11 protein-coding genes are annotated in these 12,792 nt (G+C 36.0%); 4 read left to right on the forward strand and 7 right to left on the reverse strand.

Annotated features, from left to right (window positions below; all coding sequences use genetic code 11):
* Nucleotides 1-327 precede the first annotated feature (327 nt).
* The 5 genes from DK866_RS16540 to DK866_RS16560 form a co-directional block, all read right to left on the reverse strand.
* Entirely contained in the window at nucleotides 328-1,149 is an 822-nt protein-coding gene (locus tag DK866_RS16540) for a CPBP family intramembrane glutamic endopeptidase (protein ID WP_109409783.1), read from the reverse strand.
* A gap of 326 nt (nucleotides 1,150-1,475) precedes the next feature.
* Entirely contained in the window at nucleotides 1,476-2,411 is a 936-nt protein-coding gene (locus tag DK866_RS16545) for a phosphatidate cytidylyltransferase (protein WP_109409784.1), read from the reverse strand.
* Complete coding sequence (locus tag DK866_RS16550) at nucleotides 2,398-3,120, reverse strand: lysophospholipid acyltransferase family protein (protein WP_109409785.1); 723 nt, start codon at nucleotides 3,118-3,120, stop codon at nucleotides 2,398-2,400. Before DK866_RS16550 ends, DK866_RS16545 begins: the two co-directional genes overlap by 14 nt.
* A 3-nt stretch (nucleotides 3,121-3,123) precedes the next feature.
* Nucleotides 3,124-3,786 (reverse strand): CDP-alcohol phosphatidyltransferase family protein, encoded by a 663-nt coding sequence (locus DK866_RS16555; RefSeq protein WP_109409786.1) that lies wholly within the window; start codon nucleotides 3,784-3,786, stop codon nucleotides 3,124-3,126.
* Nucleotides 3,787-4,730: 944 nt separating this feature from the next.
* Nucleotides 4,731-5,366, reverse strand: a complete 636-nt coding sequence (locus DK866_RS16560; protein WP_109409787.1) for a response regulator transcription factor — start codon at nucleotides 5,364-5,366, stop codon at nucleotides 4,731-4,733.
* A 467-nt stretch (nucleotides 5,367-5,833) separates the two neighbouring features.
* On the opposite strand from DK866_RS16560, the gene DK866_RS16565 reads away from it, so the two are divergent.
* Nucleotides 5,834-6,829: a LacI family DNA-binding transcriptional regulator gene (locus DK866_RS16565; RefSeq protein WP_109409788.1), complete on the forward strand. Its 996-nt coding sequence runs from the start codon at nucleotides 5,834-5,836 to the stop codon at nucleotides 6,827-6,829.
* A 46-nt stretch (nucleotides 6,830-6,875) separates the two neighbouring features.
* On the opposite strand, the gene DK866_RS16570 is transcribed toward DK866_RS16565, so the two are convergent.
* A complete protein-coding gene (locus DK866_RS16570) occupies nucleotides 6,876-8,342 on the reverse strand; it encodes a glycoside hydrolase family 32 protein (protein ID WP_109409789.1) in 1,467 nt (488 codons plus the stop codon).
* A gap of 275 nt (nucleotides 8,343-8,617) precedes the next feature.
* Here DK866_RS16570 and DK866_RS16575 point away from each other — a divergent pair, with 275 nt between their 5' ends.
* The 3 genes from DK866_RS16575 to purT all read left to right on the forward strand — a co-directional run bounded on the left by DK866_RS16575 (nucleotide 8,618) and on the right by purT (nucleotide 12,018).
* Nucleotides 8,618-9,565: an aminoimidazole riboside kinase gene (locus tag DK866_RS16575; protein ID WP_109409790.1), complete on the forward strand. Its 948-nt coding sequence runs from the start codon at nucleotides 8,618-8,620 to the stop codon at nucleotides 9,563-9,565.
* Between the two features lie 234 nt (nucleotides 9,566-9,799).
* Nucleotides 9,800-10,711, forward strand: coding sequence for an EamA family transporter RarD (rarD, locus tag DK866_RS16580; RefSeq protein ID WP_109409791.1), 912 nt, complete (start codon nucleotides 9,800-9,802; stop codon nucleotides 10,709-10,711).
* A gap of 122 nt (nucleotides 10,712-10,833) precedes the next feature.
* Complete coding sequence (gene purT, locus DK866_RS16585) at nucleotides 10,834-12,018, forward strand: formate-dependent phosphoribosylglycinamide formyltransferase (protein ID WP_109409792.1); 1,185 nt, start codon at nucleotides 10,834-10,836, stop codon at nucleotides 12,016-12,018.
* Nucleotides 12,019-12,061: 43 nt separating this feature from the next.
* On the opposite strand, the gene modA is transcribed toward purT, so the two are convergent.
* Nucleotides 12,062-12,781 carry a molybdate ABC transporter substrate-binding protein gene (modA, locus tag DK866_RS16590; RefSeq protein ID WP_109409793.1) on the reverse strand — a complete coding sequence of 240 codons (720 nt, stop codon included), beginning with the start codon at nucleotides 12,779-12,781 and terminating at the stop codon, nucleotides 12,062-12,064.
* Nucleotides 12,782-12,792: the final 11 nt, after the last annotated feature.

The raw sequence follows: 12,792 nt of genomic DNA on the forward strand, positions 1-12,792 counted from the left end.
AAAAAGCAAACAAAGCAAACAAAGCAAAGCTTACCTATTTTTTCTAAGGTCTATACTGCAAAGTAAGACAACTTCTTATCGTGTTAATGGATGTTATTATTATTGGCTTGATACTGTGTACCGTATGAAGTTTTGATTATTTATAGATAAGCGATAAAGCATACTAACAAAAATTTCATCGGATGATGGGCGCAAATAAGAATATCTATATTCCATTTGTGTGATTGCTTTCACGTTTCACTCATCCTTTTACCGATGAAGTTAAGATATCAGTAAAAGGTGGTGAAAGTCAGGATAAAAAATCTTCAATGAGATGTAAAAAAGAGATCAGGCTATTTTAAATGGGTAAGTAAAAAAGAGTAGATGAGTTAAATTAAGCGCAAAATGAAACGCGGTTGAAACCCAAAGCCGACCACTCCACATCCAAGCCAAACCATAAATAATCCCTGCCAACGAAGCGAAAACAACTAACAATATTCCTCCTGCAATATGCGCAAGGCCAAAAATTATGGCTGCAATTAATAGTGCAACATAAGGAGGAAGATAACGTGATAAGGTTTGTTGAATAACACCTCTAAATAAAGCTTCTTCAGCAAGAGAGACAAAAAAGATATTTGCCAAAATAAATGCAGGTAACCAGTGTGGTAAGTGAAGCTCAATGGCTAATCCCCCTAATTGTACGGCAATAAGTAACAATGCAGGAATAGCGATAATCAACATTATCCATTGTAATCTATTCGCTTTTTTTAATGGAGGACAGACAAAAAGGGTGGGAATAAAAATGAGAAAAATAAAGGGTATCAATGCTTTATCCGCATTGAAATAAAACGTAAAAGGGACGCTTTTTATTCCTATAGAAGTGTGTGAAAGGTAACGTAAATTGTTAAAGCCAGGAATAAGATGAAAGGCTAAGCCACTAGCAATGATAATAAGAGCAAGAATGATAATTGCCCGAAGCAGTGGTTGTGTTTTATAACGGGAATAAGCAAACGTTAATAACAGAATACTAAAGATAATCGGCAAGGCTTGCCATGTAATAATGCCTGTTATAAATGCGCTAAGTGCGGTGACTGCAAGTGTAATAAGTGCAAGTATGCGATTAAAACCTAAAAATAATAAAGAAGCAGCGAGAAGTAGCCAAGTGATCATAATTATAGATATTCAGAATGAAAAGGGGCGTTAGGGTAAAAGATAGCTTCCATTTAGGCTATCATAATGAATAAAAAATACAGAAATCAGACCTCTTGATTAAGAATGTTATTAATTAATAACTTGATTTTATTATGAAAATAATAAAATTTACTTTTAGTCTAAAATCAAAACAATTGTTTAATTATTATGTTGATAATCAATATCTGATATTAAATTAGTATGAATAATAGGATAAAAATGAATATATAAACATGCCGATAATGTGGATATCGACATGTTTGTTTGTCTTGAATTCGCTTATTTTTGACTAAATAGTGTAAAAATTAAACGTAAAAATAGCGAATAACATGAAAGAAAATAGGGGCCGCAAAACAGAGTGAATCCATTCTATCCATCATGCCACCATGGCCTTCTATCATTGTGCCAAAGTCTTTTACACCACTGTCTCTTTTTATCGCTGACATACATAGACCACCGGCAAAACCCGCCAATGTAATGACTAAAGAGAGTAAAAAGGCTGCCCACCATGAGAAAGGAGTTGCCCACCACAACATCATACCAATCAGGCTGGCAGAAATAATGCCACCAAAAAATCCTTCGACTGTTTTATTTGGGCTTAATTTAGGCACGATAGGATGTTTGCCAAATAATTTACCAAAGACATATTGGAGTACGTCAGAAACTTGTACCACAATCATTAAAAAGAGCAGTAAGTTGATATTACGGCCTTCAAAACCTTCAATAGGTAACATTAATAGTGCAGGCGCATAACTTAGACAATAAATGGCTATCATCACACTCCATTGCACTTTTGCCACACGCTCTAAGAAATGACGGGTATCACCTGAAAGTGCCATGCGTGTTGGGATTAATAAAAAGGCGTAAACAGGAATGAATACTGCCATTAAATTATACCACTGCACACCAACGAGAATGTATTGGATAGGCAAGATCACGAAGAAACACCAAAACAAGGCTTCATGATCGCCTCGATGTGTTGGGGTTAATGTAATGAGTTCACGAAGAGCAAGCCATGAAATAATAGTAAACAGTACCACTGAGCCAATTGCACCAATACCGATTGCAACACCCGCAATAATGCACATTACCCACCAAGCATTGATCCTTGAGTTAAGGTTAGTAATTGTTGATGTAGGGCCTTTAATTGCTGCAAGAATAGCGCCAATAATGCTGGCAACAATTAAGAAAGAGAAGAGTCCGATAAATATCCAGAGGACTTCATTATTAATACGTTCCATTGTGTAACTCCTCTAACGCGCTTTTGGCTCTTATCAGAAACTCTTGTTTACTTTCATTTTCGTGAGTAGGCACTATGGGAGCGCCAAAAATTGCACTACAAATAACGGGAACAACTAAGCGAGAGCCTTTAGGGAGTACTCGATTTAAGTTTTCAAGATAAATAGGGACTAATTGAACATTCGGATTTTTACGAGAAAGATGCCAAAGCCCCGCTTTAAAATCTTGAATAGATTCGCCATTGCCTCTAGTGCCCTCTGGGAAAATAATTAGAGATTCACCTTGGTCTAAAATATCTTGCATGATAGCTAGTGTATTTACTTTATTCGATGTTGATGATGCAGTTTCGTCCGTTGATTGTTCAAGTATCTTTTCGCATTGGTGACTTTCTTCAGCAATATTCATTTTAGCCGCATAGCGAGGGATAAGGATTGCCCTAAAAATACGGCGAGATAAATAACGACGTAGGCGGTTTTTATTCCAGTAATCCTCAGCGGCAACGGGATGTACATAAGGACGAATATTAGGCGCAAGGCAAGACCAAATTACCAAACCATCTAAATGGCTAGAGTGGTTAGCGTAATAAATACAAGGTGTATCTTTCGCTATCGGAGACGTTTGTTTGGCCCGAATTCCTGTTAGAAAACGACAGATAGAGACTAATACGGATGACACCACTTTTGCGTCTAAAGCAAGTTTTCCATTTTTCATTAATCAGACACCTTGTGCTAAATCCCGTAAAATTCGACGGGTTCTGAAAATTGTGGTTAGCGTTGAACCTAAAATAATAATCCATAATGCGATAAAAAAGAGCCATACTCCCCAAAGGTTAGGAATAAAAGCAGCAATCACAGCAATTGAAGTGAGTAAAGCCATTCGATGTTGTTTAGCCATAGGGCCTGTAAAGTGTTGTTCTAATCCACAACTCCCGCCTAACACACGAACATAAGCAGTCATTACTGCAAAAAAAGCACCTACCCAACCTAAAGTAATAGCCATTGAAAAGTCGTTGGATAAACCATAACCGATACCTAAAATGATCAGTGTATCTGCAATTCTGTCTGGTAATTCATTATAAACTGCTCCAACAGGGCTTTTCATTCCACCTTCAACCGCAACCATGCCATCTAATAAGTTACAAATAAGGCGACCTTGGATCATTAAAGCACCAAGGATCAATAAGAACGAGCGTAATATGCCATGAGAATAAGAAAGGGCAAAAAAGAGTGATAGGGCAGCAAGCAATGCAAATACAATGCTAAACACCGAAATACCGTTGGGCGTAGCCCCTTTTTGCTGTAAATAGCGACTTGACTTTGTTGCCCAGTTTGTTTGTCTTGCTTTTATAGGACGGCGATTTTTATCTTGATTATTCATTTTTCTTTGTAAAAAAGCGAGTTAGGAGGGGATAGCATAAGGCTATTTGGTCAAGGTGAGAATAAGAATAAACGTATAAGTTTATCTTATATTTCAAAAGTGCATATTATCCCATCTTATGATGCTCAAATCACGACTATAAATAAAGTATCAATAAATATTTACTTTTCTAGGGGTTAGTACTTATTTGATGATAGTGCATTATACTTACTTGTCATATTCATTTAATGATTATCTTTATTGGAGTGTTATTAAGTAGAAATGATAAATAATGTATTACATTAATTAAACTATAAAAAGAATAAATTTCTTAAGTAAAAGGGAGTATAAAGGATAATACTTATTATTCTTTCTTATTTTACGACTAAAATTACGACAATTTAAATACGTTAATTAGAATATTCTTATTAATAAAACTTTGCTTAAATCGAAAATTAAATTGCATAAATAATCTCTAAATGAACATAAGAAAAAGAGACCAAGATCCATTTTGTATTATTTTTTAATCATTAATAATTTCTATCGTAAAATAAGAATAAAAAACAATAGAAATTTAAAATGAGAATATTCATATTTATAAAAAGTAAAAAATGACTTATATCAAATGAAATGCTTCATGTATTCTTATATTGCATTGTTAATAACAAATAGTCATTATAGTGATTAATAATAGCGATTATGAAAATAAAATATACGAATGTTTTAAATCGAAATTAAACGAACCATAATGAAAGGGTGGCATCAAAATAAGTTGCCGCCCCTTCTATCGTAGAATGGAGTCTAACGTATTAATTATTCCCATATTAGGTGCAAATCATCCCAAATAGAATATTTTAGAAGTATAGGTTTCTCTCATTAATAAAAGATAATGAAAATTAAACAGGTCATATCGTTATATCTTTAGATAATACAACCTATTGATAAATAAAAATCACTTGAGGGAATTAGTTTATTCTTAAGTCATATTTCTTAAAGAAATCATACTCTTGTACTAATTGTGGCAGTGATCTTATTTTCAATTTCGTATACATATTTGAGCGATGTACTTCAACTGTACGAGGTGATAGCGAAAGTTTTTCTGCCGCTTCTTTGCTCGTATTTCCCTCAAGGATCATTTCCATAACTTCTTTTTCTCTATTTGATAACTTACCAAACTTATCTTTTAAAGATATATATGTTCGGAATTGCTCAACTTCACTTTCATAATGAAGGAATGATTCTGAGACAATATTAAGAAGTTCATTTACATTTAAAGGGCGAGTTAAATATTCAAAAGCACCTGATTTAAATGCACTACGACAACTCTCAATAGAACTATCCCCAGAAATAATAATAACCGGGATGATGTTTTTCAATTTGTTGAGTTCTTTAATCAGTGCAATTGATGGTGCCGCACTGCTTTTTGTATTAATGATGATGCACTCTTTATGTGCTCCTTTTGTTGAAGAAAAATAGTATTTCAAGAAAGCCTGTTCGTTTGAATAGGTTTTCACATTAGCAGCTAAAGAAGAAAGAACAGCTTTAAGTTGAACTTTTGTACTGTCATCTTCAAATGTGATTAAGTGGATTATTGATTCCATATGTTGCTCCTGGTTTTACTCAGCTCGTTCACTAAAAGTGAATGAGTAACGAAATTTGACTAATTTATAAATTTTTTATGTAGGGTAACATTCACGTAACGGAGCCATATTCAGAATATATCAAATTAAAAATGATTAATACTTCTGTATTATATTATAGATAAAATATCAGAACTTTGTTTTGTTTCAATATTTGTATTTTAAAGATAAGAATAATTTATTTCTATAATGGATGTTCGAATAACTATTATTAATTGTAACTAAGTTTTTTACCGTAAGTGATTTTAACTATATTAAACACACTCAATAAGTAAAAAAAATAATATATCTAGGTGTCTATTAGCGAGGAAATTAATAGTTATATTTAGTTACAATAAAATTCCCTTTGTGGCTTTTTGACTTTACTTCTTGTAAAATAGCACTTTATTTATGCCTATTCCTTTTAATAAACCAATCGAGCCAATACTATGGCGTCACTGAAAGATGTAGCTCGACTTGCATCCGTTTCTTTGATGACAGTCTCAAGAGCGATTAATAACCCTGAGTTATTAAAACCAGAAACACTGAAACAAGTCCAAAGTGCTATTGATCAACTTAACTATGTTCCAGATTATTCTGCACGAAAAATCCGTGGACAAGGAACAAAAGTTTCCTCAATTGGCGTTTTAGCAATTGATACCGCAACGACACCATTTTCTGTTGAAATGATTTTATCTATTGAACAAACAGCAAGAGAATTTGGATGGAGTTCATTTGTGGTCAATTTGACTGCACAAGATTGTTATGAAAATGCTATTTGGCAGCTTTTAGCCCAGCGCCCGGATGGGATCATCTACACGACAATGGGATTACGTGAAATTTCTGTGCATGAAAAATTGCATGATAAGAATCTAGTGTTAGCAAACTGTTTGGATAAGGCACGCTCTTTTCCAACTTATATTCCAGATGATTATCATGGGCAATATTATGCAATGAAAAAAGTCATTGAAAAGGGATATCGTCATCCTTTGTGCTTCTATATACCTGAAGAATCGGTTGCGGGGCCTATTCGCCGTAAAGCGGTTGAAGATGCTTGGCAAGAAGCTGGACTACCATTAGCGCATTTACGCCAATATACGATGATGTTTGGTGATGAGCATTACCGTGATGTGATTGAAATATTGAAAAAGCATTGCGCTCATCAAAAAGCAGATTTTGATATTCTGATTTGTGGTAATGACCGTATTGCTTTTTTGGCTTATCAAGTCTTGTTGTCTATGGGATTGCGTATTCCAGATCAGGTTGCTGTTTTAGGATATGACAATATGATTGGTACAGGAGATCTGTTTTATCCTCCATTAACAACGGTTCAACTACCTCATTATGAATTAGGTAAAGAAGCAACATTACATATTATTCAAGAACGAAATCATCAAAATACAGTACACGTACCTTGCCAATTAGTTGAACGTGAGTCGTTATAAGGACTCACGTTTTATCATCATTAAAATAGAATGAATGTTTTTAGAATTAGCCGATATGATTTAATCGCCAATATTCACCTGATAACAATATTGCTTCACCACTCATTGCAAAGAGGCGTAAAGAGCGTGCGTCTTGTGGCGCATAATATCGACTACTTAATGTATATTCACCTTGATTAACAAAGACTTCTATTGATGAACGATCAATGAATATGCGTAAGTTTAATTGACAGCCTTCAGGTAATGGAATACTGCGAGCACCACTGATATTGTATTGAGGATAATGACGATTAAGCACTAAACGATTTGATTGATTATCTACAAAAAGCTCAAGCCCTTCACCTAGCCATAAGCCAAATTTTTCGGCTTGGCTGTCTAAAGACCATGTTAAATCGAGTTCGATAGCTGATGTGTTATCAATTAACTCTATAGATTGATGGCTTAATGTAAGAGGTTTAATGGTGTTTTTTTCTTGGCGTAATGATTCAACTTCTTTGACTGGCACCATACGTAAACGATTTTTGCTTTTATCAAAGGTAATTTCGCGAGGTAATGTGAAGCAACCAGACCAAAACTCCGCTTTTGATGGCATGGGTGAATTCCACATATCCATCCAGCCCATAGAAACACGACGACCATCAGGAGTCATAAATGATTGGGGGGCATAATAATCATGTCCATTATCTAACTCAACAAAGTGACCTTGTGGTTTAAAGGGTTGGCTTGGTGACCATTGACCGATTAATGCGCCAGCTTGAAAGAGGTTCCGGTATTGATAACCTTCTGCGCGTTTTCCTTGGGGCGAAAAGACAATCGTGAATTGATTGTCTTGGCTAATCGGGAAGAAGTCAGGGCACTCCCACATATAGACGTTTTTATCGTCAGTTTTTCCCAAAATAGTGTAATCGTTGCTCCACTTTTTTCCTTCTTCAAATAAGGTTTCACTAGAAAAAAGTAAAACTTGCCCTTGATCTTTTTCATCTCTGGCACCGACAACCATCCACCATTTCCCGTCTTGATACCACACTTTAGGATCACGAAAATGCATATAACCTTTAGGGGGTTCTAAAACGATCCCTTTTTTCTCAAAATGAATACCGTCTTCACTGATAGCCACACATTGTGCTTCATAAATTTGGCTATCATCACCTTCTTCGCCTAACCAATTATGACCAGTATAAAAAAGGTAGAGTTTACCGTCATGACTAATAGCTGAACCTGAAAAACAACCACTTTTATCGTAATCATCACCAGGAGCTAACGCAATAGGCTGATGTTGCCAGTGGATCATATCGGTGCTTGTGGCATGTCCCCAATGCATTGGACCCCAATCTTGAGAATAAGGATGGTGCTGATAAAAAGCATGATATAAACCATCATGATAAATAAGACCATTAGGATCATTTAACCACCCCGCAGGTGCAGCTAAATGAAATTGGGGATAAAAAGTATTACCTCGCTTTTCAATCAAGGTATTTAAGGCATTTGTTGATTGTTCTAAACGGTGTTTCATATCATTATCCTTATTATATTTTCAGTGTCGTTAGCCTATGTTTTTAGGTTATAAAAGAATAAAAAAACAGATTAAATTATACGTTTTCCTTCTTTGTTAACGATAACATTAGAGGGCAAAAAAACACTTTTCATAAGATTGACTTTATCATAATATCTCATTATGTTAACGTTATCATAGTGGATTTACGAGCAATATCTTCCTTTAATCGTTATGAATAGTTATAAAAACAGAATATAGTGAAGAAAAATAATTGCTTATCTTCAGGAGAGATTATGAAAGTCTGGTCTTTAGGTGATGCTGTTGTTGACCTGATCCCATTGCAAAATATGCAATATGAAGCATGTGCTGGTGGCGCGCCTGTCAATGTTGCTGCGGGTGTGGCTAAGCTTGGTCAACAAAGTGGTTTTATTGGGCGTGTAGGTGAAGATGCGTTCGGCCATTTTATGCAAAAAACATTGTTTGATCTGGGGGTTGATACTCGAGCAATGGAATTTGATGAGTTTCACCGTACCAGTACAGTTCTTGTCTCTTTACAAGAAAATGGTGAACGTGATTTTACTTTCTTAGTCGCTGAATCTGCAGATCAATTTTTAACAGAAAAATCTTTACCAGCGTTCGAAAAAGATATTTTGCATTTTTGCTCTTTAGCATTAGTGAATCCCATTTGTCGCTCAACTTTGGATACAGCGATTAAGAGTATTAAAGAGACGGATTCATTGCTGAGTTTTGATATTAACTTACGACCTCAAATGTGGCGTGATCACGAAGAAATGCGCGAAGTTATCGATAATTATGCGCATAAGGCCGACATATTAAAATTATCAGAAGATGAACTTACGTGGATGACACAAGAAGTGACATTGAATAATGCCCTTAAAAAATTAGAAGGTTATCCCGCGCGTTTAAAAGTGATCACTCAAGGCTCTAAAGGATGTTTAGTGTTAACACCAAATACTCAAGTTGCATTTAGTGCTTTTACCGTTGAGTGTATTGATACAACGGGAGCAGGGGATGCCTTTATGTCTGGTTTGTTGGCGGCACTTGCAGAATATGGTTTTGCTGAAGATGAACAATACTTATCAAGAATAGTGACGCAAGCAGCTGCTTGTGGTGCTTTGGCCACAACTCAAAAAGGGGCGATAGCAGCGGCACCAAGTCGTAAAAAATTACATGATTTTGTTCAACAACAACCTCCTTTGCATGTTCGGGAGATTTTCTGATAGCTCACTGATTTTTTCTGGTTGTGGTTTTTACCACGCTTTTCTCTTAATGGTATTTCCTTACCCTCCATTAATACTGGTTTTTCTCGAAGCCATTATTAGTGGAGATTTTTTTATCTTTTCGATTAGACGCTTCTATTTTTTATCAATCAATCAGCGATGTTGATCATATTGTTCTGTCTGTTTTAAGCGTATGATATTAAAACATTTCAACTTTTATTGATGGAACATTAAATGTGGGCTCAATCGGGCGCAGTATTAGCCATTTTTTCTTATATTCTTTGGGGGATCACTCCTCTGTTTTATCGGCTTTTACCGGGTGCCCAACCATTAGAAATGTTAGCCCAGCGTTTAATTTGGTCCATTCCTTTATTATTGCTAGTGCGGCTTTTTATCAAAAATAGAACTCAATGGTGTGCGGTTTTCCAAGATAAACGTTCTGTTTTTATGTGTTTATTTAGCTCAATGGCAATGGCGGTTTCTTGGTGTACCTTTACCTATGCATTAACGCATCAACAAGTATTAGAAGCGAGCTTAGGGTATTTTATTAATCCACTTTTCTCGATTTTATTAGGTGTCATTTTTCTGAAAGAAAAGCTTAATCCTGCAGAAAAGTGGGCTGTTACTTTAATTTGTGCGGGGGTGGGATACCAGCTGTGGATGTACGGGGAATTACCAGTGCTGGCTATTATGATGGGAGGCGCATTTGCTGTATATGGATTAATTCGTAAATTTATTCGTTTTGATGTAATAACCTCTTTATTTATGGAAACTCTTTGGCTAATGCCATTAGCAATAGGCGCGACCATTTGGTTGTTTATGACAGATAAAAGCGCGCTACCTTCTGCAGATAATCTGACTCGCTTTTATTATGTTTTAACCGCACCTGTTACCATATTGCCATTATTATTTTTTACGGCAGCCGTGAAACGAACTACGCTAACAGTTATTGGGCTAGCGCAATATATAGAACCTACTATTCAATTTTTACTGGCTGTTTTCTTATTTCATGAAGCTTTTGATGAAGTTAAAGGTGTCAGTTTTTCTCTAATTTGGCTGGGGCTTTTATGCTGTATCTTGGCACTTATTCGAAAACGTCTTAATTATCTAAAAATCCAAAAAGGAAAACGCAGCCAAATTTTGTAATGGTTTTCTTTCTTTGAGTGATTATTTTTGCCTGCCTATTTTTCTATCAAGTAAAATCCGTTATGCTACTCAAAGGCAATCGTTTGCGTCATTGTGTTTTTTATAAATAGTGAGGATGAAGAATGACTGTGTTGGGTACGGCTCTTACAGCTAATGCAACAAAGGTAATGCTATTAGGTGCAGGTGAATTGGGTAAAGAAGTGGCCATTGAATGCCAGCGCCTAGGTATTGAAGTGATTGCAGTTGATCGCTATCCCAATGCACCTGCGATGCATATTGCACATCGCCATCATGTGGTGAATATGCTTGATAGCAATGCATTAAAGCTCATTATTGAACAAGAGCAACCTGATTTTATTGTTCCTGAAATTGAGGCGATAGCAACCTCGTTATTGGTTGAATTAGAACAAAAAGGGCAAAAAGTTGTTCCTTGTGCCCGCGCTGTAAAGCTCACAATGGATAGAGAGGGTATCCGTCGTTTAGCTTCAGAAACATTACTTTTACCAACATCAAATTATCAATTTGTTGATGATGAAGTGAATTTTAAAAAAGCCGCTTTAGATATCGGTTTCCCTTGTATTGTCAAACCTGTTATGAGCTCGTCGGGGAAAGGGCAAAGTGTTATCCGTAGTGAAAATGATTTAGTACATGCTTGGGCCTATTCTCAAGAGGGCGGACGAGCAGGAAAAGGGCGTGTTATCGTTGAAAAAATGATCCCGTTTGATTTTGAAATTACTTTACTGACTGTTCATGCTGTTGATGGTATCCATTTTTGTGCTCCCATTGGTCATCGGCAAGAAAAAGGAGATTACCGTGAGTCATGGCAACCTCAAAAAATGAGTGATATAGCCCTTGCTAAAGCAGAACATATTGCAAGTAAAGTGGTAGAAAATTTAGGGGGGTACGGCTTATTTGGCGTAGAGTTGTTTGTTCAAGGCGATAATGTGTTTTTTAATGAAGTCTCTCCCCGTCCTCACGATACGGGATTAGTGACTCTAATTTCACAGGACTTATCAGAGTTTGCACTTCATGTTCGCGCTTTTTTAGGTTATCCCATTGGTGGTATTCGTCAGTTAGGTAACTGTGCTTCAGCTGTCATTTTGCCAGAGCTACATAGCTCAAATATCGTTTATTCAGGTATTGAAAAAGCGTTGAAGGCGAACCGTCAAATTCGTCTTTTTGCGAAACCTGAAATTGCAGGCGCTCGCCGCCTAGGTGTTGTGCTTGCCCATGCTGATACAATAAAACACGCACTTGATGAAGCCAAAGAAGGCGCTCAAGCCATTGTTGTGGGTGATGCTAAATAATTTTATATCATTAGTTATCCATTTTACTGCTAAGTGAACACTATCAGCTTAGCGGTAAAAATCCGGCTTTAATAAAATAGTCTTTTGCATAAGGAGATAAAATTTCCTGATATAAACTATAAGCTTGTGAATGGATGAGTGTTGCACAATAGTGTGCTGTGACATTAAAAGGTTTTGGAATAGTGAATGTTTTTAGTTCAGGAAATTCACTTAATTGTGTTTGATAATGCTGGTAACCAATAAAGGCATCGGCTTGATGAGTTGTAATTAAGTAATGGGCCGCCATTCTACCTTTAGGAATAGTAAGTGAATGTTCACCGCCAACTAAAGAGAGCGCTCTTATTTTTAATGTCTGGCTTAAATCAGGATCAATTTGTGCAATATTATCAAAAAGCTGCCAACTATAATCACCTGATGGATCAGATTTTGGTGTGGATATCGCTAATTTTAATGCGGTATTTGATAATACAGTAAGCCAAGTATCCAGCTCATTAATATCATTACGACGAGTTGTAATGCAAAGTTGATTTGCAATAAAAGGGGCATATTGTAGTGCTAAACCTTTATCGATTAATTGCTGTGGATTATTTTTATCAGCAGAAAGAAATAAATGACAAACTTCTCCTTGTTCAATACGTTGGCGTAATAATCCTGCAGGCCCAAATGTAAGTGCCCACTTTTCACCAGTTTTTTGCTGATAATGCTCAATAAAAGCAGGTAGCGTTGCTTTTAAGCTACCTGCTGCAAAAAGGGACAATGTCATTGTGTTATATC

Origin of the sequence: Proteus genomosp. 4 str. ATCC 51469 (assembly GCF_003144375.1) — a bacterium.
In the GTDB taxonomy this organism is placed as follows: domain Bacteria; phylum Pseudomonadota; class Gammaproteobacteria; order Enterobacterales; family Enterobacteriaceae; genus Proteus.

Bases quoted from the DNA above. Each gene is read 5' to 3' on its own strand.
- DK866_RS16550 (WP_109409785.1), bottom strand. From the start codon at position 3,120: ATGAAAAATGGAAAACTTGCTTTAGACGCAAAAGTGGTGTCATCCGTA.
- DK866_RS16565 (WP_109409788.1), top strand. From the start codon at position 5,834: ATGGCGTCACTGAAAGATGTAGCTCGACTTGCATCCGTTTCTTTGATG.
- DK866_RS16570 (WP_109409789.1), bottom strand. From the start codon at position 8,342: ATGAAACACCGTTTAGAACAATCAACAAATGCCTTAAATACCTTGATT.
- DK866_RS16540 (WP_109409783.1), bottom strand. From the start codon at position 1,149: ATGATCACTTGGCTACTTCTCGCTGCTTCTTTATTATTTTTAGGTTTT.
- DK866_RS16575 (WP_109409790.1), top strand. From the start codon at position 8,618: ATGAAAGTCTGGTCTTTAGGTGATGCTGTTGTTGACCTGATCCCATTG.
- rarD (WP_109409791.1), top strand. From the start codon at position 9,800: ATGTGGGCTCAATCGGGCGCAGTATTAGCCATTTTTTCTTATATTCTT.
- DK866_RS16560 (WP_109409787.1), bottom strand. From the start codon at position 5,366: ATGGAATCAATAATCCACTTAATCACATTTGAAGATGACAGTACAAAA.
- modA (WP_109409793.1), bottom strand. From the start codon at position 12,781: ATGACATTGTCCCTTTTTGCAGCAGGTAGCTTAAAAGCAACGCTACCT.
- purT (WP_109409792.1), top strand. From the start codon at position 10,834: ATGACTGTGTTGGGTACGGCTCTTACAGCTAATGCAACAAAGGTAATG.
- DK866_RS16545 (WP_109409784.1), bottom strand. From the start codon at position 2,411: ATGGAACGTATTAATAATGAAGTCCTCTGGATATTTATCGGACTCTTC.
- DK866_RS16555 (WP_109409786.1), bottom strand. From the start codon at position 3,786: ATGAATAATCAAGATAAAAATCGCCGTCCTATAAAAGCAAGACAAACA.